Genomic DNA, 25884 nt, shown 5'->3' with positions numbered 1-25884 from the left:
AGCCGCTGCCTGGCACTGCCTGATTGCGCTGCACGCACAGGCAGTGCCACCGGTATGACCCGCTCAACAAGGAATCGAACATGTCCACAGAATCACTGCTGACCACTCCCCTGCACGCCCTGCACCGCGAACTCGGCGCGAAGATGGTGCCCTTCGCCGGTTACGACATGCCTGTTCAATACCCGGCGGGCGTAATGAAAGAGCACCTGCACACCCGCGCTCAGGCCGGTCTGTTCGATGTCTCGCACATGGGCCAGATTCGCCTCACCGGTGCAGACGCCGCCAAGGCGCTGGAAGCCCTGGTGCCGGTAGACATCATTGACCTGCCGGTCGGCATGCAGCGTTACGCGATGTTCACCGACGAGAACGGCGGCATTCTCGATGACCTGATGGTTGCCAATCTCGGTAACGACCAGTTGATGCTGGTGGTCAATGCGGCCTGCAAGGATCAGGACCTGGCGCACTTGTGCAGGCACCTGGCCGGGCATTGCAAGATCGAACCACTGTTTGAAGAACGCGCCCTGCTCGCGCTGCAAGGGCCGGCCGCTGTGACCGTACTGGCACGCCTCGCCCCGGAAGTCGCCAAAATGACCTTCATGCAGTTCACCAGCGTCACGCTGCTGGGCGTCAAATGCTATGTCAGTCGCTCGGGCTATACCGGCGAAGACGGCTATGAAATTTCGGTGCCTGCCGAACAGGCTGAAGCCCTGGCACGCCGCCTGCTGGAAGAACCGGAAGTGGCGCCTATTGGCCTGGGCGCACGTGATTCGCTGCGACTGGAAGCCGGTTTGTGCCTGTACGGCCATGATATGGACACGCAGACCTCGCCGATCGAGGCCAGTCTGCTATGGGCGATTTCCAAAGTGCGTCGCGCCGACGGTGCGCGTGCAGGCGGCTTCCCGGGAGCCGAGCGCATCTTTGCCCAGCAACAGAGCGGTGTCAGCAAGAAGCGAGTCGGCCTGCTTCCGCAGGAGCGCACGCCCGTGCGCGAAGGTACCGAGATCGTCGATGAACAGGGCGCGGTTATCGGCACGGTATGCAGCGGCGGTTTTGGCCCTTCGCTGGCTGGCCCACTGGCAATGGGTTATCTGCATAACGATTACACAACGCTGAATACACCTGTCTGGGCAATGGTGCGCGGCAAGAAAGTACCGATGCTCGTCGCAAAAATGCCTTTCGTTGCGCAACGTTACTTCCGCGGCTAAATAGCGGCGTCAAAAAAACAGCAACACTTCGGTGTTGCTGGGGCACTGTTCCCCTGCAGTGTTTCGTGAGTATTTCAGCCGCATGAACAGCCTGTCATATATGCAAAAAATGCACCTATAAAGTGCAAAATGTTATGACGGATCAAACACCGTGCACGCGATGCAAACCCTGCAGGTATAAGGCCAAAGCCCCGAAAACAGGGAGCCAGGCAAGGGGGTTGTATTTGCAACGAGAGTTGGCGTAGAGTTTCCGGACTGTGTTTGCATGGGTCGCCGAATCTGGACCTGGGCAGTAGCTCTAGGTTTGCTACAACCCGTTCTACGTTTCTTACTTCCTGCAACCAGCCCCAGTGCTCTTTCATGCGAAAGAGGCTGTAACCAATTCAAGTCAAGCGTCAAGGAAATAAGAAAATGGCTGAACGTCAGAGCGGTACCGTCAAGTGGTTCAACGACGAAAAAGGTTTTGGTTTTATCACTCCTGAGAGCGGGCCGGATCTGTTCGTACACTTCCGCGCTATTCAGGGTAACGGCTTCAAGAGCCTGAAAGAAGGCCAGAAAGTTACCTTCGTTGCAGTTCAGGGCCAGAAAGGCATGCAGGCTGACGAAGTTCAAGCCGAAGGCTGAGAACGACGCACCACGCATTTACAAGAAAGCCTCTGGCAGCGATGCCAGAGGCTTTTTTGCATGCGGGATTAGCAAGCGCCCATAAAAAAGCCGACCCAGGGGTCGGCTTTTTCAGTCCGGCTGATGCATTATCCGGCTCGGCGTAACAGAAGTACTCCGGCCAGCGCACAGGCGGCAGCTGGCAGCAGCACCGCCAGCAACGGCGGGAAACCGAACAGCAGACTCGATGGGCCGAGCAGGTCCTGAATGATGCGGAAGGTAAAGCCCACCACTACACCGGTGAACACGCGCTGCCCAAGCGTAACCGAGCGCAGCGGGCCGAAGATGAACGAGATCGCCATCAACACCAGCGCGACGGTCACCGCCGGTTGCAGGACTTTGGTCCAGAACGCCAGCCAGTAGCGGCCATTGCTCAAGCCCTGATCAGCCAGGTAATGCGCGTAGCTCCAGAGGCCGCTGATGGACAGCGACTCGGGCGGCATGATTACCGTGCTCAGCAGTTGCGGGCTCAACGCCACGTCCCAACGCTCGACCGGGGTGTTGATGACCTCGGTGCGGCCGTCATTGAAGTGCGTGGTGGTGACGTCCTTCAATTCCCAGTAATCGGTCTTGAAGTTGGCTTCTTTGGCAAAGCTGGAGGTCTGCATGTGGCGCTGGTCGTCGAAACGATAACGTGTCACACCGAGCATCAGGCCATTGGGCTGAACCGTGTTGATGTGGATGAATTCATCACCCTGGCGGTGCCACAGACCATGACGGGCACTCTGCGCATCACCTGAGCCCTGGGCCAGCGAGCGCGCGGCCTGAGCCTGGTTCTCGGCATAGGGGGCCACGTACTCGCCGACCAGCACGCCTGCGATCATCAGCACCAGCATGGGCTTCATGACCGCCCAGACGATGCGCCCGATGGACACGCCCGCCGCACGCATGATGGTCAGCTCACTGCTGCTGGCCAGCGTACCCAGACCGATCAGGCAACCGATCAGGGCGGCCATCGGCAAGGTGTCGTAGACGCGACGTGGCGCCGTCAGCATGACGTAGCTGAGCGCATCCGCCAGTGTGTAGGTGTCGCTGATATCGCCCATCTCGTCGATGAACGCGAACAGCGAGACCAGCCCCAGAATGATGCCCAGAACCGCGAGAATCGCCAGCAGGACGCTTTTGCCAATGTATCGATCAAGCTTGACCACGAGTCACCTCCGTGACGCTGCGACGACTCGCCATCTTCAGGCGCAGAGGCTCCCAATAGAACAACAGCAGGCCGATGGACAGGTAGATGGCATGCACCCACCACATCCCCAGGCTGAGCGGCAGCTTGCCTTTCTCCAGCGAACTGCGCACAGAAATCAGAATGGCCAGGTAAGACATATACAGAAGGATCGCCGGCAGCAGTTTCAGGTAACGGCCCTGACGCGGATTGACCCGCGACAGCGGGATGGCCATCAAGGTCACGATGAACACCGACAGCGGCAGCGAAATACGCCACTGCAGCTCGGCCACGGAACGCGGTGCCGGGTTGCCGATCAGCTCGCTGGTCGGAATGGCTTCACGGTCGGTGATTTCCTCACTGATTTCCGGCTTGGGCAGCATCGCCCCGTAGGTGTCGTACTTGATCACGCGGTAGTCGGCAGCCCCCGGATTGCCGTCATAGCGATAGCCGTTCTCGAGGATCAGAAAGCGACTGCCATTGGGCCGTACCTCCTGGTGGCCCTTCTCCGCGACCAGCACGGTGATGCCGTTGTCCTTGCTCTTGTCGCTGGACATGCGCTTTTCCGAGATGAACACGCCGGCCAGTTGCGAGCGGTCTTCCGACAGCTCCTTGGTGTAGGTGATACGCGTACCGTCACGCAGCGCCTGAAAACGGCCCGGCACCAGCGTGTCGAACTCGGTCATGGCGTCCTGCTGATTGATCAGCAGCGAAAATTGTGTGGCACCCTGTGGAGCCAGGCTGAAGCTCAGCCAGGCGACCAGCAGACCCACCAGCGTGGCCGGCCCCATGGTGATAGCCAGCAGGCGCTGCTGACTCATGCCGGTTGCGGCCAGCACGGTCATCTCGCTTTCCAGGTACAGCCGTCCGTACGCCATGAGGATGCCGAGGAACAGGCCCAGCGGCAGGATAACCTGCAGAAAGCCCGGCAGGCGGAAGCCCATGATCAGGAACAGTACGCCAGGATCGAGCGCACCGGACGCGGCCTGCGCCAGGTACTTGATGAAGCGCCCGCTCATGATGAACACCAGCAGTACGGCGCTGACCGCACTCAAGGTAAGCAGCACTTCTCGGGACAGATAACGGAAGACAATCAAACCAGACACTCCAGAGTTGTCAGGCTCAGGCAGCCAAACAGGGAAAATTTGTGAGCCACGGCAACCAGAGCTTCACGCCGACAAAAGGCGTGGGCCTCAAAAAATATGCGGCATTATCCTGTGATTGTGTGTTTCTGTCACTGCGCACCGGGGATAGTTCTCACATAGACGCCAGACAGGCAGCTCTGCGGGGTTGTCAGCAGTCGTGCAGCGGGGTCAAACTGCAAGGCTTAGCGCAGGCATCGCCCCTGAAAACACTCGGGCCATGCTGCGTACGACATTCATATTGCGACTCTCATCGTCTATTCGGGGACCCCACATGGAATTGGTTGTTAAAAGCGTAAGCCCAGAAACCTTGAAAACCGCAACGCTGGTGGTCACCGTCGGTGAAAGCCGTGTACTGGCCGGTGCTGCCAGAACTGTGGATATTCTCAGCGGCGGAGCCGTTTCGCTGATCCTCAAGCGCGGCGATCTGGCCGGCAAGGTCGGCCAGAGCCTGCTGTTGCACAATCTGCCCAACATCAAGGCCGAGCGCGTTCTGCTGGTCGGCACCGGCAAGGAAGACGAGCTGTCGGACCGTCAGTTGAAAAAGATCGTCGGCGCAGCGCTCACCTGCCTCAAGGGCCTGGGCGGCACCGATGCAGCGATTGCGCTCGATGACCTGTCGGTGAAAAACCGCGACACCTATGGCATGGCTCGTCTGCTGGTCGAAGCCCTGGCCGACGGCGAATACGTCTTCGACCGCTTCAAGACCCAGAAAGCCGAAGTTCGTGCCCTGAAGAAAATCACCCTGTTGACCGACAAGGTCAAGGCGGCCGACGTCGAACGCGCTTCGACTCACGCTCAGGCAATCGCCACTGGCATGGCGCTGACCCGCGACCTGGGTAATCTGCCGCCGAACATCTGCCACCCGACCTACCTGGGCGAAGAAGCCAAGGCACTGGGCAAGGCACACAAGAACCTGAAAGTGGAAGTCCACGACGAGAAGAAACTGGCCGATCTGGGCATGGGTTCGTTCCTCGCGGTAGCACAGGGCAGCGCCCAGCCGCCGCGCCTCATCGTCATGAACTACCAGGGTGGCAAAAAAGGCGACCAGCCATTCGTGCTGGTCGGTAAAGGCATCACCTTCGATACCGGCGGCATCAGCATCAAGCCTGCCTCGGGCATGGACGAGATGAAGTTCGACATGTGCGGCGCAGCCAGCGTGTTCGGCACCCTGCGTGCGGTGCTCGAATTGAAGCTGCCGATCAATCTGGTGTGCATTCTGGCCTGTGCCGAAAACATGCCGAGCGGCACTGCGACACGTCCGGGCGACATCGTCACGACCATGAGCGGCCAGACCGTCGAAATCCTCAACACCGACGCCGAAGGCCGTCTGGTGCTGTGCGATGCACTGACCTACGCCGAGCGTTTCAAGCCGCAGGCGGTGATCGATATCGCAACCCTGACCGGCGCCTGCGTCGTTGCACTGGGTGGCCATACCTCCGGCCTGCTGGGCAATAACGACGCGCTGATTAATCAGTTGCTCGACGCGGGCAGACAGGCCGATGACCGTGCCTGGCAGCTGCCGTTGTTCGATGAGTACCAGGAGCAGCTCGACAGCCCGTTCGCCGACATTGCCAACATCGGTGGCCCGAAAGGCGGCACCATCACCGCGGCCTGCTTCCTGTCGCGCTTCACCAAGGCCTACCACTGGGCTCACCTGGACATCGCCGGCACTGCATGGCTGAGCGGCGGCAAGGAAAAAGGCGCCACCGGGCGTCCGGTTCCGCTGCTGACCCAATACCTGCTCGACCGCGCCGGCGTATAAGAAAGAGACCCTGGCGTATCGGCTGCACAGTCGATACGCCTCCGGTTCTGGAACCCACATGACTCAAGTCGACTTCTACATCCTGCCCAGCGCCGATCCTGCGGCCCGCCTGGATTTTGCCTGCAAGCTGACGGAAAAGGCCTGGCGCCTGGGTCACAAGGTCTATCTGCATTGCAGCGATGCTGCGCAGCGTGAGGACCTCGATGCCCGGCTCTGGCGTTTCAGAGGCGAAGTGTTCCTGCCCCATGGCGACGCCGAGAGCGATCACGATGCGGCCGTGGTACTGGGTCTGGGCGACGACTCGGGCGAACACAGCGACCTGCTGGTCAATCTCGACCTGAGCATTCCGGCCTTCTTCAAACGTTTCGCCCGCGTGGCCGAAGTCGTTGTCGAAGACCCGGCCATACGTCTTGCCGCACGCGAGAGTTTCCGTTCCTACCGCGAACAGGGCTATCCTCCGCAAGATCACCGACTGCAGCGCCTTTGAGGACACGATGGATACTTCAAAAAAAGCTGAATCCGCGCACTTGCTGAACGACCTCGAGTCGATCCGCCAACTGCTCGGCGATGACCCCGCACATTCCCCCCAGTCGAACGACACAGCTCGTCCCGAAGGTCAGATTCCCCTGTTGTTCGATGTTGTCGGCGCTCGCCCCGACGCGGCTTATCAACAGGACTTCGACGAAGACGACATCCCGACGCTGACACCTGATGCGCACACAGCACCCGCCCCGCAGGCGCAGCAGGCAGCCCAGCCGCAAGCGCTGCCCAACCCTGATGCACTGCTGCACCTGGACAACGAGTTGCGCGCAGCCGCGCGATTGATCATGCAGGACGTCATCGACGACTTCGCCCCGCATATCGAAAACGAAATCAAACGCCGGCTGGAGGCAAGGCTGGAGCGGTTATTGGCGCAGCAGCAGAAGTGAGCGTGTGATCAGGAGTCCGGAATACACGCACATAGAGACGCTGTCAGGGAGTATTCAATAGGGAGCGGATATCTGCTACGCGCCGCTCCATTTTCCCCTTGAGACCAATTTGGGTGTACCAGGCTCCCATGAGCGTCGTGCGTCTAGCCACATCTCTATTAATATTTAGCAGCATTTCGAGAGACCCTTCGTGCTCCTTGCGCTTACTAACCAATGCTTTCTTGAAATCGTCGTAACTGGTATTGGGTTTACCCGTGAATTTATCAGAGAATGATTGCTCGGCATGCTTGGCCTCCTTGATTCGATCACTCATTTTTTGGCTGGCGTTCGCCACGACCTCATCAAATCGTGTTTTGAAGTCTTCACTCTTGAATACACTGGGCAAAACACCCGTTTCGCTTTTTATAGCGCTGCGAAGGTTCGACAGTACGCCTGGGTCACTGGCGTCTACAAAACGCTTATTTAACTGCAAGGCTATCAGCCCGGCTCCTCTCTCATTCAATGTATTAGACGCTCCACTCACTGCGGCCATATCCTTGAAAGACAAGTGCCTGAATATTCTGCCAAGCGCCAGGTCCGGTAACTTGTCGAGAAAGAGTATGTGGACCCCGACGTGCCCACCCGGATCACTCCGATTAACCGGATCCCCCTGACAGTAGGCATACGCATTCAGGCCTCCCCGTCCAAATGGACTCAGCGAGTCTGGTCGGTTGAAACGCATCAGCACCGGGTTGAACGCGCGGTAGCCGTTACCCAGCAGGTAATGCCCGGTCACAGGGTCCGCGCGCTCGCCGTTGAAGCCGGAAAACGGGCCGCCCTGCGCGCGATGTCCGTAAGGGCTATAAGCCAGCGGCTGCCGCCCCTCTGAACTCAGGGCATGCAGCACACTGCTTTGCCTGTCGGTGCCCAGCAGGTCCACTCGCTCGGCAGCGCCGTCAACCTGATATTCCGCCAGCAAACGGTCTTCACCGAGAAACACACGACGGCGCATTGCACCCTGTATCTCGACCGTCAAACGTTTCTTTTGATAGAACCGCGACACTGCTTCCTGTGCATCGGGATCGACAACCGCAACCCGGTCCAGCGCGTCATAGCGATATCGACACAGCACGCGTCTGCCTTCAGGCGTATCGTCCATGGCAGCGTCCGCCCTGCAGGTAAAGTCTGAATACCGATCATGCCGTCTGGAAGACACGCCGCCTACTGACAGAACTACCAGCTTGCAGCTTGAAGCTTGAAGCTCACAGCTGCTCCTGTGGCTTGTCGCTGGCCGTCAGGTCTATACTTACCGGTTTCCGAATCAATGCCACAGGTTCCCGCCGCGCATGGACAAGACTTACCAGCCGCACGCCATCGAAACTTCCTGGTACCAGACCTGGGAGTCCGAGAACTACTTCGCTCCGCAAGGCGTGGGTGACTCGTACACCATCATGATCCCGCCGCCGAACGTCACCGGCAGCCTGCACATGGGCCACGGTTTCAATAACGCGATCATGGATGCACTGATCCGTTTCCGTCGCATGCAGGGCCGCAATACGCTGTGGCAACCGGGCACCGACCATGCGGGTATCGCCACGCAGATGCTGGTCGAGCGTCGTCTCGAAGCGCAAGGCGTAAGCCGTCATGAACTGGGCCGCGAGAAGTTTCTGGACAAGATCTGGGAATGGAAAGCCGAGTCCGGCGGCAACATCAGCCGCCAGATCCGCCGCCTGGGCTCGTCCGTCGACTGGAGCCGCGAGCGCTTCACCATGGACGACGGCCTGTCCGAAGCGGTAAAGGAAGCTTTCGTGCGTCTGCATGAAGACGGCCTGATCTACCGTGGCAAGCGCCTGGTCAACTGGGACACCAAGCTGCACACCGCCATTTCCGACCTCGAAGTGGAGAACCACGACGATAAGGGTCATCTGTGGAACCTGCGTTATCCACTGGCTGACGGCGCAAAGACCGCCGAAGGTCTGGATTACCTGATCGTGGCCACCACGCGCCCGGAAACCATGCTCGGTGATGCCGCCGTTGCGGTGAACCCGCAGGACGAGCGCTACAAGGCGCTGATCGGCAAGTTCGTCGAATTGCCTCTGGTAGGCCGCCGCATCCCGATCATCGCGGATGATTACTGCGATCCCGAGTTCGGCACCGGCTGCGTGAAAATCACCCCGGCCCACGATTTCAACGACTATGAAGTCGGCAAGCGCCACAACCTGCCGCTGCTGAACATCTTCGACAAGAATGCCAACGTATTGCCCGCCGCTCAGGTGTTCAACCTCGATGGCACGCTGAACGAAAGCGTCGACGGCAGGCTGCCTGCAGCCTATGCCGGGCTGGATCGCTTCGAAGCGCGCAAACAGATCGTTGCCGCGTTCGACGCCGCCGGGTTGCTGGTCAGCGTTGATGATCACGCGCTGAAAGTGCCGAAAGGCGACCGTTCCGGCACCATCATCGAGCCATGGCTGACCGATCAGTGGTACGTCTCCACCAAGCCGCTGGCCGAACCTGCGATTGCCGCTGTCGAAGACGGCCGCATCGCGTTCGTGCCCAAGCAATACGAAAACATGTACTTCTCGTGGATGCGCGACATCCAGGACTGGTGCATCAGCCGTCAGCTCTGGTGGGGCCACCGCATTCCGGCGTGGTACGACGAGTCCGGCAAGGTCTACGTCGGCCGTGACGAAGCCGAGGTGCGTGCCAAGAACAATCTGGGCCCGGAAATCGCGCTGCAGCAGGACAACGACGTACTCGACACCTGGTTCAGCTCGGGCCTGTGGACCTTCTCCACGCTCGGCTGGCCAGAAAAGACCAAGGCACTGGAAACTTTCCACTCCACCGACGTGCTGGTCACCGGCTTCGATATCATTTTCTTCTGGGTCGCCCGGATGATCATGCTCACCATGCACTTGGTGAAGAACGAGGACGGCACGCCGCAAGTCCCGTTCAAGACTGTCTATGTGCATGGTCTGGTGCGCGATGGCCAGGGCCAGAAGATGTCCAAGTCCAAGGGCAACGTGCTTGACCCGCTGGACATCGTCGACGGTATCGACCTCGAAACGCTGGTAGAGAAACGCACCAGTGGCCTGATGCAGCCGCAACTGGCGAAAAAGATCGAGAAGCAGACCCGCCAGGAATTCGCCGACGGCATCGCCAGCTATGGCACCGATGCCCTGCGCTTTACCTTCTGCTCGCTGGCGTCCACCGGTCGCGACATCAAGTTCGACATGGGCCGCGTCGAAGGCTACCGCAACTTCTGCAACAAGATCTGGAACGCGGCGCGCTACGTACTGGACAAGGGCGAAGACTGCGGCCAGAACGGCGAAGCGGTCGAACTGTCACTGGCTGATCGCTGGATCATCTCGCAGTTGCAACGCACCGAAGCCGAAGTGACCCGCCAGCTGGATCAGTTCCGCTTTGACCTCGCCGCCCAGGCGTTGTACGAGTTCATCTGGAACCAGTATTGCGACTGGTATCTGGAACTGTCCAAGCCGGTACTGTGGGACGAGACAGCGCCGGTCGAGCGTCAGCGCGGCACACGCCGCACACTGGTTCGCGTTCTGGAAGTGGCGTTGCGTCTTGCGCACCCGTTCATGCCGTTCATCACCGAAGAAATCTGGCAGCGCCTCGCGCCGCTGGCCGGTGCGCAAGGCAAGACCATCATGCTGCAACCCTGGCCGGTGGCTAATGACGCACGCATCGATCAGGCGGCCGAAGACGACATCGAATGGCTCAAGGGCCTGATGCTCGCCGTGCGTAACATCCGTGGCGAGATGAACATCGGTCCGGGCAAGCCGTTGCAACTGTTCCTCAAGAACGTCAGCGCCGAAGACCAGCGCCGTTTGAGCGAAAACGATTACCTGCTCAAGAAGCTCGCCAAGCTCGAATCCATGACCGTACTGACCGAAGGCGCAGAAGCACCGCTGTCCGCCACCGCCCTGGTCGGTGACATGGAAGTGCTGGTGCCGATGGCCGGGTTGATCGACAAAGGGGCCGAGCTGGCGCGCCTGGACAAGGAAATCCAGCGCCTGCAAGGCGAAGTGCAACGCGTCGGCGGCAAGCTGTCCAACGCCGCCTTCGTCGACAAGGCACCGCCTGAAGTCATCGCCAAGGAACGCGCCAAGCTGACCGAAGCCGAACAGGCACTGGGCAAGCTGGCCGAGCAACACGCACGCATCGCCAGCCTGTAAGGTGGCCAGAAAAGCCAGCCCGATCATGGGCTGGCTTTTTGTTATCTGAACTTCTGTACTGACTTATTCGCGAGCAACGCGTACTACGCCAAAGGCGACGCTGCGCTTGCTCGCGAATAAGCCAGGCAACTCAACCTCACGGCTGACATCGAACCCATGACCGATACCCGCAAACCACCGCGCAAGAAGCCTCAGCGGCCAGCCAAACCTGCTGCGCCGCGTGAAAAGGCCACCTTGCACCCGCGCAATCGGCATCAGGGCCAGTACGACTTTGCGAAGCTGATCAAATCCAGCCCCGAGCTGGCAGCCTTCGTGATCCTCAATCCTTACGGCAAGGAAAGCATCGACTTCGCCAATCCGCAGGCGGTACGGGTGTTCAACCGCGCGCTGCTCAAAGCGTTCTATGGCATCGCCCATTGGGACATTCCGGCCGATTACCTGTGCCCGCCGATTCCGGGGCGTGCGGACTATCTGCACTTCCTTGCCGACCTGCTGGCCGAAGATAACGAAGGCGTGATACCACGCGGCGCCTCCATCAAGGCGCTGGACATCGGCACTGGCGCCAATTGCATCTACCCGTTGCTGGGGCATAGCGACTATGGCTGGCAGTTCGTGGGTTCGGACATCGACAGCACCGCCATCGCCGCAGCCACCACGATTGTGAAGGCCAACGGCCTCAGCAAGGCCATCAGCGTGCGCCAGCAGGCCAATCGCAAGCAGATCCTGCTCGGGCTGCTCGACAGCAGCGAACGCTTCCACGTCAGCCTCTGCAACCCGCCCTTCCATGCCTCGCTGGAAGAAGCGCAGCGTGGCAGCCAGCGCAAGTGGCGGGCGCTGGGCAAGGCTGATCCCAAGCGCAAGCTGCCGGTGCTCAATTTCGGTGGACAGTCGCAGGAGTTGTGGTGCGACGGCGGCGAGATCGGCTTCATAACGCAGTTGATCCAGGAAAGCGCCTTGCTGCCGAGCCAGGTGGCGTGGTTCAGCACACTGGTGTCCAAGGCCTCCAACCTGCCGCCGATCCACAGCGCCCTGAAAAAAGCCGGCGCGCTGGAAGTGAAGGTAGTGGAAATGGGCCAGGGCCAGAAGCAAAGCCGTTTTGTGGCCTGGACCTTCCTCGACAAGGCACAGCGCGCACCAGGCTGACTCGACTATCGTGAACAAGCGCCTAATCTCGACTATCGTGCGACGCCGCGTCGGCAGGCCGTAATCTCGACTATCGTGCGACTCCACAGCGACATGCCTTAACCTCGACTATCGTGCGACGCTCCGCGTCGGCATGCCGTTCTGGACGCTCTGCGTCCTCTCTTGAGTATGCAGTGCGGCACAGTTCTGTGACGCAGAGCGTCACGCAAGGCATTCCCACGCTGTGGACTGCCCCCAAGAAGTTGGACACCAATCCGACCTAATGGGGGTGTTCAAATGGCCAAGTATTCAGAGCAATTCAAACTCCCCGTCGTCAAAGCGTACCTTGAAGGCAACATCGGCTTTCGCAAGGTGGCCAGTCAGTTCTCGATCGATTTCAGCCTGCTTCGACGCTGGGTCGCCAATTACAAGAGCCATGGGCACACAGGCCATCGCAAGCCTGGTCTTCGGTACAGTAAAGCCTTCAAACGCTCAGTGCTTGAGCACAAGCGCGAGCACGGGCTGTCGCTTCGCCAGACCGCAGCGCATTTTGGTATTGGTGATCCTGGCCAAATAGTCATTTGGGAACAGCAGCATTACAGTGACGGTCTAGCCCCGCGTGTTCCCACAAGAAGAAAGCCTGCTGCCATGCCCAAGAAGCCTTATCCCACCGAACCCGTAACCGCTGACGATACGCACAAGACACGCGACCAGTTAATGGCCGAGCTTGAATACCTGCGCATGGAGAACGCTTACCTAAAAAAGTTGGAAGAGTTGAAGGAGCAGCAACGACGGCAAAAGAAAAAGCCCTGATCGTCAAACAACTGAGGAACCGGTTTCCGATGTGCGCCCTTCTGACGCTGGCGGGCCTGGCGCGCAGCACGTTTTACTATCAGGCTCAGGTGCAATCCAGACCCGATCCAGATGCAGCTCTGAAGCAGGAGATAGAGCGTGTTTATCACGAGGAGAGAGGTCTTTATGGGGCTCGGCGTATCACGGCGGTCATTCGCAACTCAGGCACGTTGGTCAACAAGAAGGTTGTGGAGCGATTGATGGCTGAACTGGGCCTGAGATCAGTTGTGCGACCCAAGAAGTACCGCTCCTATAAGGGCACCGTCGGGAAAATTGCGCCGAATTTGCTGGAGCGCAAGTTCACGGCGCAACGCCCGAACCAGAAATGGGTGACCGATGTGACCGAGTTTAAAGTGGCCAATCGAAAGCTGTACCTCTCGCCCGTGATGGACCTGTACAACGGTGAGATCGTGGCGTACGAAGTGTCTACCAGGCCGTGCTTTGAGCTGGTCACCAATATGCTGGACAAGGCTCTCCAGCAGTTGCAGGACGAGCCGAAGCTTGTGATGCACTCGGATCAGGGCTGGCAGTATCAACACGCGCAGTACCGTCAAAAGCTGGCGGTCAAGGGCGTGAAGCAAAGCATGTCGCGTAAGGGAAATTGCCTGGACAATGCCGCAATGGAAAGCTTCTTTGGTACGCTGAAGTCCGAGTTTTTCTATTTGAAACGATTTGAAAGCATAGAAGAGCTGAAGGCAGGTCTGGATGAGTACATCCGCTACTACAACAATGACCGCATCAAGCTGAAGCTAAACGGCTTGAGCCCCGTAAAATACAGGGCTCAGGCGGCGAGCTAAAACTGTCCAACTTTCGGGGGGCAGTCCACTGGAGCGTGAGGAACGATAATCTCAACTATCGTGCGACGCCGCGTCGGCAGGCCGTAATCTCGACTATCGTGCGACTCCGCAGCGACATGCCTTAACCTCGACTATCGTGCGACGCTCCGCGTCGGCATGCCGTTCTGGACGCTCTGCGTCCTCTCTTGAATATGCAGTGCGGCACAGATCTGTGACGCAGAGCGTCACGCAAGGCATTCCCACGCTGGAGCGTGAGGAACGATAATCTCAACTATCGTGCGACGCCGCGTCGGCATGCCGTAATCTCGACTATCGTGCGACGCTCCGCGTCGGCATGCCGTTCTGGACGCTCTGCGTCCTCTCTTGAGTATGCAGTGCGGCACAGATCTGTGACGCGGAGCGTCACGCAAGGCATTCCCACGCTGTGGAGCGTGAGGAACGATAGGCGTCTGGAGGACCGTTCTGGACGCTCTGCGTCCGACTTTGCGGGAGGTGTCCAATCAGGCGCCCACAAAAAAGCCGTGCCCGGTTAACCGGTGCACGGCTTTTTCACAGCAAGCGGTTGCTTACTTGTTGATCGAGTCGGTCAGCACTTTGGCTGGTACGAACTTGATAACTTTCTTGGCAGCGATTTCGATGGCAGCGCCAGTCGAAGGGTTGCGGCCAGTGCGAGCTGGACGCTCTGCAACTTTCAGTTTGCCGATACCTGGCAAAGTGATTTCCACGCCGTTTTCCAATTGGTCGGCAACAATTTGGCCCAATTGCTCAAGAGCATTACGCGCGGTGGTTTTTGGCGCTTCGATAGATTCAGCGATATCGGCGATCAATTGGTCTTTAGTAAGAGCCATGGTGGTGTTCCTTCCCTATCAAATTCATTTGGATTGCAGAGCGCAACGTCGGCCCGTGGCCAGGCAACGAACCTGGCCACCCGCTAGCAGCCACGATTAATCGCGAAAGTGTAGATACTGAAACCGGGTAATGGTTCGACCTACGTGTGCGCTAACTGCACGCTTGACGCGCTAAGTGCGCAAGACCGCGCAAAACTAGCACAGAGCCGGGCAAATATCCGCCTCTACCTATCCTTTTGGTCAGGTTTTAATGTTAATTGCACAAAAAACATCCAGCAAACACTCGCTGCTGGCGAAAACCAGCCCGTCCGGGGCCATCAGGCGCATGCGTGCGTTACACTGGGCATCTTGCAACGAGCTGCACGCTCTTCACCTTTTTCAGCCGAGAAGCCCATGCCGATCCGTCACTGCATCGTCCACCTGATCGAGAAGAAACCCGACGGTACGCCCGCTGTTCTCCATGCACGCGACTCCGAACTCGCTGAGTCCCAGGCCATCGAGAACATGCTGGCCGACCTCAACGAAAGCTATAACGCCAAACAGGGCAAGGCATGGGGCCTGTTCCATCCCGAGTCCGGCGCACATCCATTCAGTGGCTGGCTGAAGGAATACATCGACGGCGGCAGCGACTTCACGGCGTTCTCCCGAATGGCAGTCGAGCACCTGCAAAAGCTCATGGAAGAATCCAATCTGTCAGTGGGTGGCCACGTGCTGTTCGCCCATTATCAGCAAGGCATGACCGACTACCTGGCCATCGCCCTGCTGCACCACAGCGAAGGCGTGGCAGTGAATGCCGAACTGGACGTGACCCCGTCCCGGCACCTGGACCTTGGCCAGTTGCACCTCGCCGCCCGAATCAATATTTCCGAGTGGCAGAACAACAAGCAGTCCAAGCAATACATCTCGTTCATCAAGGGCAAGAACGGCAAGAAGGTTTCCGAGTACTTCCGCGACTTCATCGGTTGCCAGGAAGGCGTGGATGGCCCCGGCGAAACCCGCACGCTGCTCAAGGCGTTCAGTGATTTCGTCGAAAGCGAAGACCTGCCGGAAGAATCGGCCCGCGAGAAGACCAAGACCCTGGTCGACTACGCCAGCAGTCAGAGCAAGATGGGCGAACCGATGGGCCTGGAGGAACTGTCCGAGCTGATCGACGAAGAGCGTCCGCGTGCCTTCTACGATCACATTCGCAACAAGGATTACGGCCTGTCCCCGGAAATACCGGCGGATAAGCGCACCCTCAACCAGTTCCGCCGCTTCACCGGCCGCGCCGAGGGCCTGTCGATCAGTTTTGAAGCGCACCTGCTGGGCGACAAGATCGAATACGACGAAAGCGCCGGTACCCTGATCATCAAAGGGCTGCCGACGCAACTGACCGACCAGTTGAAGCGACGGTAACCGAGATGCTGCTGCGTACCCTCAAGAAGTTTGCCCTGATCATGCTGGTGGTCGTGATTTACCAGAACTGGGGCAGGATCGAGCACTTTGTCAACCCGCCCCCGGCAGACGTCGCACAGAGCTACAGCCAGGCGAAAGTGGTGATGTACGCCACTGACTGGTGCGGCTACTGCAAGCAGACCCGGCGTTTTCTGGACAGCAAGGGGATTGCGTATCAGGAGTTCGACATCGAGAAGTCGGAAGAAGGCCGCAAGGCCTATGAAGCGCTGGGTGGCAGAGGCATCCCGCTGATCGACGTCAACGGCACACTGATCCGGGGGTTTGACCCGGACCAGATACTGGCGGCGTTGAAGTAACCCGCCTGGCTAGCGTGCCAACGCTCAGCGTCCTCTTTGCGACGCAGAGCATCGTTGAACCTCAGCGCTTCTCGATCCGATAGCCCATTCTCGGGAAGTGTACGTGCACGACACCGGCACGCTCGTCCTCGCGGCGCAGGATCAGCTCTTCGCGGCCGGTAAATACCAGCTCGCCCTCAACCGCTTCGACGCCATAGTCGACCGCAGAAACCGCAACCTTGTCACCTGCCTTGAAGCCATTTGGATCGACGAGAGTTTCATCGGGCAATGGCGCAGGCGTGGCGTTTCTGGCGATTTCGATGGCATCTGCCGAGCTCAGGTCGCTGAACGTGCCATGACCAAAACCCAGCACACGATCAAGCCAGGCCCTGACACTCGGATACTCATCGACAAAGGGTGCGGTCACCGGCGTCTGCTTGAGAAACCACAATGTATGAGCGACCGACAAATCGGCAATCGACGGTACGCCGAACAGGAAATCGCCGCCGTGCGAGAGTTGCAGCTCCAGGCGCGACATCAGGGTCGGCCATTGGTGTTTGACCTGCTCCACAGGCGGGCGCGACGCAGTGCCGCCGTTGAACAGCGTCGAACGGTCGGCGACGAAGGCCTTGGCGGCGTCTGGCGGCACCTTGGCGAAGCGCACAGCCATTGATTCAGGCTGAAATACCAGACTCACGGCATGCATGAACAGCACCGAATCGGCCCAGGCGGCCAGGCCGGCAACCGTGAACTCCTGCCCCTTCGGGTAAAACGCTGGCGAGGCTTTTTCCTGCTCCAGACGCCGCGCCATCAGTGCCGTATCACAGTAGATGTCCGCTCCGGCCTGCAATACCGGGGTTCTGCGATAACCGCCGGTCAATGCAGTCAGGTCAGGCTTGGGCATGATCGAAGGGATAGTCACCGAACGCCATGTGAGGCCTTTGAAACCCAGCATCAGACGGGCTTTTTCGGCGAACAGCGACGTGGGGTAGTGGTGAAGGATCAACTCGGACATGTTCAGCCTCTGTGCACATGGGAAAAACACAGCTTAACCCGCAGTACCCTGGCCGCCCACGACCTCAAACTGATGGGACACCATCACGCGCATGGATCGGTGACATTACGTAGCTGGCAGCCAACGCCTCTTTGGCGCTTTTTTTGAGCTTCTTGATCAGCCGCTCATGGCGTAACGCCTCGCCCTTGCTGGGCCATTGTTCAACGTAGACCAGCGCCATTGCCGGACTCGAAGAGAAAAAGCGCGCGCCCTTGCCGCTCTGGTGCGCAGCGAACCGCCGCTGCGGATCATCACTGATGCCACAGTACAGCGAGCCGTTGGCAGCGCGCACCAGATAGACAAACCAGGGTTTGCCGACCGCCTGTTCGGCAGTCGACGCACTGGCGGTGCAGGCGACCTCAGGCACGGCGGCTCTCTGAAAAGGTCTTCAGGCCCTTGAGCGCCTGAGCCCTGACGGCGTTGCGCACCAAAGGCGTCCAGCCAAGCAACAGGCCCTTCAAACCCAGGGCCTGGCGCGACCAGCGCCACATATCGAAATGATCGCGATGCTCGCAGATCCTGCCATCACGAAACACGAAACGGGCCTGAATATCGTTGACCACCGTGCGCCCGGTCTGACTGAACAGGTACGTCGCCACCCAGTGCGCACTGCCAGTCTGGTCATCGGCTCGCACCTGATCGAAGACCACCGAAAAATTCTTTGCCCGGGAAGTCAGCATGCGCCACATGTCACCGACCTGAGCACCGCGCAATTCACCAAAGGCAGGGTCGCTGAACAACACGTCATCGGTATAGCAGGCACTCATCGCCTCGGCATCCAGCTGCGCAAACGCCTCATAAAACCGGGTGATCAGTGCGCTGTTGGCCTGACTTTGTTCTTCGTAGTTCATGCGTGCACATCCCTTGGCGAATTATTCGTGCACGATAAGCGGCGCCGAAGAAAATGGCGAGGGGTTGATGGCGCATCAGCCATCACGTTTACCTGTCCAGATAACGATTTCGCGCCGCACTGAACGCCTCCGAATTTTCAATCACCCAAGTCCACAGCGGAATCATCTGTACCAGCAGCCCCATGCCCAGGTCGGTCAACGAATATTCCACCCTGAGCGGCTTCTCGCGGTAGTCGTGGCGGGTGATCAACCCGTCCTGTTCGAGCTGGCGCAAGGTATGAGTGAGCATGCGCTGGGTGACACCGTGCAGTTTTCGGCGCAATTGGGCGTGGCGCAAAGGGCTGCTGACGCCAAGGGCATGGACCACGCCCAATGACCAGCGATTACCGGCGTGGCCGAGAATGTCACGCTTGAGACCATCCTCATCATCGCTGAGCGCAGCACAGGCCGCTTCGGAGCGTCTGACCACTTCCTGCGCGTCCAGCCCGCCCGGTATCACCGATGTGCCTACTTTTTGTATGTCGACAGGCATGCCAGCATCTCTCCCGCCTGAATTGAAAGGCTGTCCAAAGGGATCACCATGCAAGCCGATAACGCAAACGTCAAACAACGCATTCTGGTAATAGGTGCAGGAGAGCTTGGGCTCGCGGTGTTGCGAGGGCTGGTCGAGAAAGCCGGGGCACATGGCTTGAGCATTGCCGTGCTGCTACGCCAGAGCAGCTTGAGCACTCAGGCGCCTGCCAAGCGTGTGGAAATCGAAGAAATCCGCGCGCTGGACATTGCCATCGAAACAGCCGATCTGGCCGTTGCCAGCGTGGACGAACTTGCCACTGTCATGACGCGCTACGACACGGTAATCAGCTGTGCGGGGTTTGCCGCTGGCCGGGGCACTCAACGCAAACTGACCGATGCAGCGCTCAAGGCCGGCATAAAACGCTACCTGCCCTGGCAGTTCGGCGTTGACTACGACCTTATCGGCCGGGGCAGCCCTCAGGATCTGTTCGATGAACAACTCGATGTGCGAGAAAAGCTGCGCGCCCAGCAGCGCACCGAATGGGTGATCGTTTCGACCGGCATGTTTACAAGCTTCCTGTTCGATCCCGCGTTCGGTGTCGTCGATCTGCAAGGCGGGCGGATCAATGCGCTGGGCAGCCTCGATACTGCCGTGACAGTCACGACCGCAGAGGACATTGGCAGGCTGACTGCTGCCATCGTGATGCACGAGCCGCGCATCGTGAATCAGGTGGTGTACACCGCTGGCGACACATTGACGTACGCCGGGCTGGCCGATCTGGTGGAGCGTGTCACGGGGCGCGACATCGAGCGGCACGTATGGAGTGTTGCGCAGTTGCAAGCTGATCTGACGGAAATGCCGGATGACAATCTGCGCAAATACCGGGCAGTCTTTGCCATGGGCCGAGGCGTGGCATGGGACGTCGCCAGTACCTACAACGCGAAATCAGGGCTGAGCGTCACCCGTGCCGAACAATGGGCACGGGCCAATCTGACCCAGACCTGAAGCAACTCAAGCCCGGGTCGCACGATCATCAATCATCGAACATCAAACCTTCTCGCTACTGACCTGCACCTGCAGCGCCCGACCGGCGCCCATGCCCGCGATGATGGCGCCCAGCCCGAGTACCGCGAAGATCCAGCCAATCGCGCTCCAGCTGCCGGTCATGTCATGCACCACGCCCACGGCAAACGGGCCGGTCGAGGCGATGGTGTAGCCGACGCCTTGCGCCATGCTCGACAGGTTGGCGGCGACATGTGAGTCGCGCGAGCGCAGGACGATCAAGGCCAGCGCCAGACTGAACGTGCCGCCCTGCCCGATCCCCAGCAGGATCGCCCAGCCCCACAGCCCGCCAAGCGGCGCATACAGGCAGCCGAACAGACCGATCAGGGTCAGCGACATGACCAGCATGATCGCCAGACGCTGATCCTTGCCGCGTGTGGCCAGATAAGGCACCGCCAGCGCGCTGATGACCTGCGCAATGATCGAGCCGGACAGCAGCAGGCCGGCCTGGGTGGGCGTCAGGCCGCGACCGATGAGGATCGACGGCAACCAGCCGAAGACGATGTACGACAGCGACGATTGCAGGCCCATGTACAGCGTGACCTGCCAGGCCAGCGGGTCACGCAACAAACCACGGACCCGGTAAACATCGCGATGCGTGCCATGCACTTCACGCGCCTGCGGAAACCATAATGCGGCGGCAATCAGTGCCGGAACCAGCCAGAAACCCAGGCCAATCTGCCAACTGCCACCCACGTACTGACTGAGCGGCACCGTCGAACCGGCTGCAATGGCCGCGCCCAGGCACAAGGCCATGGTGTAGACACCGGTCATGGCTCCGGCCTTGTGCGGAAAATCACGTTTGACGATACCCGGCAGCAACACGCCGATGATTCCGATGCTCGCACCCGCCAGCAGGCTGCCGCCAAACAGCCCGACCTGACCAAACAGACTGCGCACTGCCAAGCCTGCAGCCAGTGTCAGAAGCACCACCATGACCACCCGCTCACTGCCAAACCGGCGGGCGAGGATCGGTGCGAGCGGCGCGAACAGGCCCAGGCACAAAACCGGCAAGGTGGTCAGCAGTCCGGCCTCGGCAGCGGACATGCCCAGGCTGTCGGACACCGTGTCAAGCAGCGGCGCAATGCTGGACAACGCCGGGCGCAGGTTGAGGGCGACCAGCACCAGACCCAGCAGCAACAGCCAGGGGCGCTTCAAGGCAGAATGAGGTTGATCGGCAGTCGGTTGGGGGCTGAGTTGAGCCTTGGCAGTCATCAGTTTCTCGGTCATCAAGTATGTCGACCCTTTTCAGGGGGGCGGTATCCTGTTGGAGAATCATCGCGAATACAAGGTTCAGATCAATTGCATACAACCCACACAGCAACGACAGGCATAAAAAAACCGGGCACAGGGCCCGGTTTCCTTGTTCAGCAGAAGTCCACTCAGTGGATGATCTGACTGAGGAACAGCTTGGTACGGTCGCTCTGCGGGTTATCGAAGAAGTCGTTCGGCGCGGCCTGTTCGACGATTTCGCCCTTGTCCATGAAGATCACCCGGTTTGCCACGGTACGGGCAAAGCCCATTTCGTGGGTCACGCACAGCATGGTCATGCCTTCTTCAGCCAGACCGACCATGGTGTCGAGCACTTCCTTGACCATTTCCGGGTCAAGGGCCGACGTCGGTTCATCGAACAGCATGATTTTCGGCTTCATGCACAAGGCACGGGCAATCGCCACACGCTGCTGCTGACCACCGGAAAGCTGACCCGGAAACTTGTGGGCCTGCTCCGGAATCCGCACACGCTCCAGATAGTGCATGGCGATTTCTTCGGCTTTCTTCCTCGGCATCTTGCGCACCCACATCGGTGCCAAGGTGCAGTTCTGCAGGATGGTCAGGTGCGGGAACAGGTTGAAGTGCTGAAACACCATGCCCACTTCGCGGCGGATGGTCTCGATCTGCTTGAGGTCCGAGGTCAGTTCGGTGCCATCGACAATGATGCGACCCTGCTGGTGCTCTTCCAGACGGTTGAGGCAGCGAATGGTGGTCGACTTGCCCGAGCCCGACGGGCCGCACAGCACGATACGTTCACCCTGGCGCACATTCAGGTTGATGTCCTTGAGTACATGGAACTGGCCGTACCACTTGTGTACGCCCTCCATGCGGATCATGCCTTCAGCGCCCAGAGGCTTATTGATAACTTCACTCATCACAAAACTCCTAACGCTTGTGGCCTGTGTCCAGCTTACGTTCCAAATGCATGGAATAGCGGGACATACCGAAACAGAAGATCCAGAACACCAGGGCCGCGAAGACGTAGCCTTCAGTGGCCATACCCAGCCATGCCGGGTCGGCGGTAGCCTGCTTGACGCTGTTGAGCAGGTCGAACAGACCGATAATGATCACCAGACTGGTGTCCTTGAACAAGGCAATGAAGGTGTTGACGATGCCGGGAATGACCATCTTCAACGCCTGCGGCAGGATCACCAGACCCATGCTGCGCCAGTAACCCAGGCCCATCGCCGAGGCTGCTTCGTACTGGCCCTTGGGAATGGCCTGCATGCCGCCACGCACCACTTCAGCGATGTACGCGGACTGGAACAGGATGACGCCGATCAGCGCACGCAGCAGCTTGTCGAAGTTCATGCCCTCAGGCATGAACAGCGGCAGCATCACCGACGACATGAACAGCACGGTGATCAGCGGCACGCCGCGCCAGAACTCGATGAAGGTCACGCATACCACACGCACGGCCGGCATGTTGGAACGACGACCGAGCGCCAGCAGGATACCCAGCGGCAAGGCACCGACGATACCCACGGTGGCGATCACCAGGGTCAGCATCAGACCGCCCCACTGGCTGGTCGGTACGTTGGTCAGACCGAACGCGCCGCCATGCAGCAGGTAGAACGCGACAACCGGGTAGATCACCAGGAAGGCAATACCGTAGACAGCCTTGCGCGGAAACTTCGAGATGAACAGCGGCGCAGCGCCGACGATCGCCAGGATGGCGGTCAGGTCGACCCTCCAGCGCAGTTCATTGGGGAAGTAGCCATACATGAACTGACCGAAGCGCTGCTCGATGAACACCCAGCAGGCGCCCGCCTTGGTGCAGTCCGCCTTGGTCGTGCCGATCCAGTTGGCGTCCAGCAGGGCCCAACTGATGATCGGTGGTACGACCAGATAAATCAGATACAGGGAGAACAGGGTCAGCAGGGTGTTGATCCAGCTGGAGAACAGGTTCTGCCGCATCCACGCCATCGGGCCGAACACTTTGCCCGGTGGTGGCATATCAGGTTTGAAAGTATGAGTTGTCATGCGCTTTTCCTCACCGCTCGATCAGCGCAATGCGCTTGTTGTACCAGTTCATCAGCAGGGAAATGCTGATACTGATCGCCAGGTACACGCTCATGGTGATGGCAATGACTTCAATGGCCTGCCCGGTCTGGTTGAGCACCGTACCGGCGAACAGGGAAACCATTTCCGGGTAGCCGATGGCGGCTGCCAGCGAAGAGTTCTTCGCCAGGTTCAGGAACTGACTGGTCAGCGGCGGAATGATCACGCGCAGCGCCTGCGGGATGATCACCTTGCGCAGCGTCGGCCCAGGGCGCAGGCCCAATGAGCGAGCAGCTTCGGTCTGGCCATGGCTGACCGACTTGATGCCGGAACGCACGATTTCAGCGATGAACGCCGCCGTATAGATAGTCAGTGCCAGGGTCAGGGAGATCAGTTCAGGGATCAGCACCCAGCCGCCCGAGAAATTGAAGCCCTTCAGCTGCGGCAGCTCCCAATGCACCGGGCTGCCGAAGATCAGCATGCTCAGACCGGGGATAACCAGCAACAACGCCAGGCCGACCCAGAACTTGTGAAACGGCTGGCCGGTGGCTTCGAAGCGCTTGTTGGCCCAGCGCACCATCATCACGATGGCGATCACGGCAACCACCAGACTGATCAGGAATGCCCAGGCGCCTTCGGCAGGCAATGCTCTGGGCATGTTGAGCCCGCGGCTGCTGACGAAGAACATGTCCAGATAGCCATGCGCCTGACGCGGACCAGGCAGCGTGAGGAATACGGCGGTATACCAGAAAAGGATCTGCAGCAATGGCGGAATGTTGCGGAAGACTTCGACATACACGGTGGCCAGCTTGCTGATCATCCAGTTCGGAGACAGGCGAGCGACACCAATGACAAAGCCCAGCAAGGTCGCCAGGACGATACCGATAACCGACACCAGCAAGGTATTCAGCAGGCCGATGACGAACACACGGGCATAGCTGTCCGCTTCGCTGTAGTCGATCAGGTGCTGAGCGATACCGAAACCGGCACTGTTCTCAAGAAAACCGAAACCCGAGGTAATACCACGGTGTTGCAGGTTGGTCTGGGTGTTGTCGAAAATGAACCAGCCCAACGCGATCACCGCCACGACAGTGATGATCTGAAATAACCACGCGCGCACTTTCGGATCGCTCAGAGAGAGCTTTTGCTTGGGTGCGACGATTTGCTTTTCCATGAAATGCCCCAGGAAAAATCCAACAGAACAACGCCCGACAGGCTGGGAAGCCTGTCGGGCGCCGGGTCAATCAACGAATAGGTGGAGCGTACTGGATGCCACCGGCATTCCACAGAGCGTTCTGGCCACGCTTGATTTTCAGCGGGGTGCCTTCGCCCAGGTTGCGTTCGAACACTTCGCCGTAGTTGCCGACCTGCTTGACGATCTGCACGACCCAGTCTTTCGGCAGCTTGAGGTCCTGACCATAAGTACCGTCAGCACCCAGCATACGGGCTACGTCAGGGTTCTTGGTCGACTTGGCTTCAGCTTCGACGTTCTTGGAAGTGATTTTGGCTTCTTCGGCGTTGAGCATGGCGAACAGGGTCCAGCGCACGATCGAGAACCACTCTTCGTCGCCTTTACGCACGACAGGGCCCAGAGGCTCCTTGGAGATCACTTCAGGCAGCACGATGTAATCGTCCGGCTTGGCCAGCTTGCTGCGCTGCGCGTAAAGTTGCGACTGGTCGGAAGTCAGTACGTCGCAACGGCCGCCTTCCAGCGACTTGGCGCTTTCGTCGGAGGTGTCGAAGGTGATCGGGGTGTATTTCAGGCCGTTCGAGCGGAAGTAGTCGGAGACGTTCAGCTCGGTAGTGGTACCGGCCTGGATGCAGATGGTTGCACCGTCCAGTTCCTTGGCGCTATTGACGCCGAGTTTGTTGTTTACCAGGAAGCCGATACCGTCGTAGTAAGTCACGCCGGTGAACACCAGGCCCATGCCCGCGTCGCGGGAGCTGGTCCAGGTGGTGTTACGCGAAAGGATGTCGATCTCGCCCGATTGCAGTGCGGTGAAGCGCTCCTTGGCGTTCAGCTGGCTGAACTTGACCTTGGTGGCGTCGCCGAATACTGCGGCGGCTACTGCGCGGCAGACGTCAGCATCGATACCGGTGATCTTGCCGGTGGAGTCTGGAACGGAAAACCCTGGCAGGCCATCGCTGACGCCGCACTGGATAAAACCTTTCTTCTTGATAGCGTCAAGGGTGGTACCGGCGTTTGCAGCCCCGATCACACCAAATGCGGCCAAGGCAGTGACGACAGCCACGGTGGATTTCAACATCTTCATTCAAAACCTCCAGTTTGCTCTTTGTTGTGTAGGTGTTTCAGTCGCGTCGCACCTTTGTGAGGCGCTAATGACCCGTGCTGGCTTATTTTTGGGTCATGCGACGCTGGGCCTGAATCATGAATTGCCTGCAGGATCATCCCGTCATTCGTCTTCATGATTCAGAATCGGCCCCGTGGACTGAAACCCCATGATTTTCCCGGACCTGAGCGGTACAGGTTGAATCGTGCCGCGAATCCTGACGCATGGACTCCCGAGCTGCTTTTCGATCGCTATAAGTAATAGCCTTATAGTGTTACCGAACGATGTGAGCGACTCGACTCCAATGCTGCTGTAGCAAAGCCCGTACCAGCATGCTGGCTAAGTCGAATTAGCGACAGGTCAAGACAAAAACTTGTAACCTTGCGACATCTTCTTTCATTTTTAATCTACCTGCGCACCTTATTAATGCGCTCAAAAAGAGCCCG

24 protein-coding genes are annotated in these 25884 nt (G+C 59.1%); 11 read left to right on the top strand and 13 right to left on the bottom strand.

Annotation, left to right across the window (positions count from 1 at the left end):
• Positions 1-80 precede the first annotated feature (80 nt).
• Complete coding sequence (gene gcvT, locus KUIN1_RS06055) at positions 81-1205, top strand: glycine cleavage system aminomethyltransferase GcvT (protein ID WP_104683772.1); 1125 nt, start codon at positions 81-83, stop codon at positions 1203-1205.
• A gap of 411 nt (positions 1206-1616) precedes the next feature.
• Positions 1617-1829, top strand: coding sequence for a cold-shock protein (locus KUIN1_RS06050; protein ID WP_003365337.1), 213 nt, complete (start codon positions 1617-1619; stop codon positions 1827-1829).
• A 128-nt stretch (positions 1830-1957) separates the two neighbouring features.
• On the opposite strand, the gene lptG is transcribed toward KUIN1_RS06050, so the two are convergent.
• Both lptG and lptF read right to left on the bottom strand, forming a co-directional pair.
• The gene (lptG, locus tag KUIN1_RS06045; RefSeq protein ID WP_004406700.1) at positions 1958-3019 is read right to left on the bottom strand and encodes an LPS export ABC transporter permease LptG; all 1062 of its coding nucleotides are present in this window, start codon (positions 3017-3019) and stop codon (positions 1958-1960) included.
• Positions 3006-4133, bottom strand: coding sequence for an LPS export ABC transporter permease LptF (gene lptF, locus KUIN1_RS06040; protein ID WP_003316899.1), 1128 nt, complete (start codon positions 4131-4133; stop codon positions 3006-3008). The genes lptG and lptF overlap by 14 nt, the downstream gene beginning before the upstream one ends.
• Positions 4134-4452: 319 nt before the next feature.
• Here lptF and KUIN1_RS06035 point away from each other — a divergent pair, with 319 nt between their 5' ends.
• The 3 genes from KUIN1_RS06035 to KUIN1_RS06025 are packed head-to-tail and all read left to right on the top strand — an operon-like array spanning position 4453 to position 6872.
• Positions 4453-5943 (top strand): leucyl aminopeptidase, encoded by a 1491-nt coding sequence (locus KUIN1_RS06035; RefSeq protein ID WP_032656277.1) that lies wholly within the window; start codon positions 4453-4455, stop codon positions 5941-5943.
• A 58-nt stretch (positions 5944-6001) separates the two neighbouring features.
• A complete protein-coding gene (locus KUIN1_RS06030) occupies positions 6002-6430 on the top strand; it encodes a DNA polymerase III subunit chi (RefSeq protein WP_002552284.1) in 429 nt (142 codons plus the stop codon).
• Between the two features lie 7 nt (positions 6431-6437).
• Entirely contained in the window at positions 6438-6872 is a 435-nt protein-coding gene (locus tag KUIN1_RS06025) for a hypothetical protein (RefSeq protein WP_024660495.1), read from the top strand.
• Between the two features lie 43 nt (positions 6873-6915).
• Here the strand turns inward: KUIN1_RS06025 and KUIN1_RS06020 are convergent, their stop codons facing one another.
• Complete coding sequence (locus tag KUIN1_RS06020; protein WP_103714733.1) at positions 6916-8010, bottom strand: RHS repeat-associated core domain-containing protein; 1095 nt, start codon at positions 8008-8010, stop codon at positions 6916-6918.
• A 187-nt stretch (positions 8011-8197) separates the two neighbouring features.
• Here KUIN1_RS06020 and KUIN1_RS06015 point away from each other — a divergent pair, with 187 nt between their 5' ends.
• The 3 genes from KUIN1_RS06015 (at position 8198) to KUIN1_RS06000 (ending at position 13815) form a co-directional block, all read left to right on the top strand.
• Positions 8198-11044: a valine--tRNA ligase gene (locus KUIN1_RS06015; RefSeq protein ID WP_103714731.1), complete on the top strand. Its 2847-nt coding sequence runs from the start codon at positions 8198-8200 to the stop codon at positions 11042-11044.
• 156 nt (positions 11045-11200) lie between these two features.
• Positions 11201-12187, top strand: coding sequence for a 23S rRNA (adenine(1618)-N(6))-methyltransferase RlmF (gene rlmF / locus KUIN1_RS06010; RefSeq protein WP_004406708.1), 987 nt, complete (start codon positions 11201-11203; stop codon positions 12185-12187).
• Between the two features lie 276 nt (positions 12188-12463).
• A protein-coding gene (locus KUIN1_RS06000; RefSeq protein WP_152091884.1) for an IS3 family transposase occupies positions 12464-13815 on the top strand; the annotation gives its coding sequence in 2 pieces (ribosomal slippage) (positions 12464-12923 and positions 12923-13815; 1353 coding nt in all).
• A gap of 566 nt (positions 13816-14381) precedes the next feature.
• Here the strand turns inward: KUIN1_RS06000 and KUIN1_RS05990 are convergent.
• On the bottom strand, positions 14382-14663 hold the full coding sequence (locus tag KUIN1_RS05990; RefSeq protein ID WP_004406710.1) for an HU family DNA-binding protein: 282 nt from the start codon (positions 14661-14663) through the stop codon (positions 14382-14384).
• Positions 14664-15056: 393 nt separating this feature from the next.
• On the opposite strand from KUIN1_RS05990, the gene yejK reads away from it, so the two are divergent.
• Positions 15057-16058: a nucleoid-associated protein YejK gene (yejK, locus tag KUIN1_RS05985; RefSeq protein WP_011266815.1), complete on the top strand. Its 1002-nt coding sequence runs from the start codon at positions 15057-15059 to the stop codon at positions 16056-16058.
• Positions 16059-16063: 5 nt separating this feature from the next.
• Entirely contained in the window at positions 16064-16414 is a 351-nt protein-coding gene (locus tag KUIN1_RS05980) for a glutaredoxin family protein (RefSeq protein WP_004406715.1), read from the top strand.
• 61 nt (positions 16415-16475) lie between these two features.
• On the opposite strand, the gene KUIN1_RS05975 is transcribed toward KUIN1_RS05980, so the two are convergent.
• From KUIN1_RS05975 to KUIN1_RS05960, 4 genes are all read right to left on the bottom strand, one after another.
• A complete protein-coding gene (locus KUIN1_RS05975; protein ID WP_096134925.1) occupies positions 16476-17408 on the bottom strand; it encodes a glutathione S-transferase family protein in 933 nt (310 codons plus the stop codon).
• A gap of 64 nt (positions 17409-17472) precedes the next feature.
• Positions 17473-17814, bottom strand: a complete 342-nt coding sequence (locus KUIN1_RS05970; protein ID WP_024652202.1) for a GIY-YIG nuclease family protein — start codon at positions 17812-17814, stop codon at positions 17473-17475.
• Positions 17807-18298 (bottom strand): nuclear transport factor 2 family protein, encoded by a 492-nt coding sequence (locus tag KUIN1_RS05965; protein WP_004406721.1) that lies wholly within the window; start codon positions 18296-18298, stop codon positions 17807-17809. The genes KUIN1_RS05970 and KUIN1_RS05965 overlap by 8 nt, the downstream gene beginning before the upstream one ends.
• Before the next feature lie 88 nt (positions 18299-18386).
• Positions 18387-18830, bottom strand: coding sequence for a winged helix-turn-helix transcriptional regulator (locus tag KUIN1_RS05960; RefSeq protein ID WP_011266811.1), 444 nt, complete (start codon positions 18828-18830; stop codon positions 18387-18389).
• A 48-nt stretch (positions 18831-18878) separates the two neighbouring features.
• On the opposite strand from KUIN1_RS05960, the gene KUIN1_RS05955 reads away from it, so the two are divergent.
• Positions 18879-19817, top strand: a complete 939-nt coding sequence (locus tag KUIN1_RS05955; RefSeq protein WP_032656271.1) for an aromatic alcohol reductase — start codon at positions 18879-18881, stop codon at positions 19815-19817.
• 42 nt (positions 19818-19859) lie between these two features.
• Here KUIN1_RS05955 and KUIN1_RS05950 read toward each other — a convergent pair whose 3' ends face one another.
• From KUIN1_RS05950 to KUIN1_RS05925, 5 genes are all read right to left on the bottom strand, one after another.
• On the bottom strand, positions 19860-21089 hold the full coding sequence (locus tag KUIN1_RS05950; protein ID WP_024652199.1) for a CynX/NimT family MFS transporter: 1230 nt from the start codon (positions 21087-21089) through the stop codon (positions 19860-19862).
• A gap of 167 nt (positions 21090-21256) precedes the next feature.
• The gene (locus tag KUIN1_RS05940; RefSeq protein WP_103754061.1) at positions 21257-22021 is read right to left on the bottom strand and encodes an amino acid ABC transporter ATP-binding protein; all 765 of its coding nucleotides are present in this window, start codon (positions 22019-22021) and stop codon (positions 21257-21259) included.
• Between the two features lie 10 nt (positions 22022-22031).
• Complete coding sequence (locus KUIN1_RS05935) at positions 22032-23129, bottom strand: amino acid ABC transporter permease (protein ID WP_011266808.1); 1098 nt, start codon at positions 23127-23129, stop codon at positions 22032-22034.
• A 10-nt stretch (positions 23130-23139) separates the two neighbouring features.
• Complete coding sequence (locus tag KUIN1_RS05930; RefSeq protein ID WP_011266807.1) at positions 23140-24321, bottom strand: amino acid ABC transporter permease; 1182 nt, start codon at positions 24319-24321, stop codon at positions 23140-23142.
• 70 nt (positions 24322-24391) lie between these two features.
• Positions 24392-25420: an amino acid ABC transporter substrate-binding protein gene (locus KUIN1_RS05925; RefSeq protein WP_116886565.1), complete on the bottom strand. Its 1029-nt coding sequence runs from the start codon at positions 25418-25420 to the stop codon at positions 24392-24394.
• Positions 25421-25884: the final 464 nt, after the last annotated feature.

It is taken from the genome of Pseudomonas sp. KUIN-1, assembly GCF_009176725.1.
GTDB lineage: Bacteria > Pseudomonadota > Gammaproteobacteria > Pseudomonadales > Pseudomonadaceae > Aquipseudomonas > Aquipseudomonas fragariae.
Note: the sequence above shows the minus strand (reverse complement) of the source record. Positions and strands in the feature narration are given on the sequence as shown.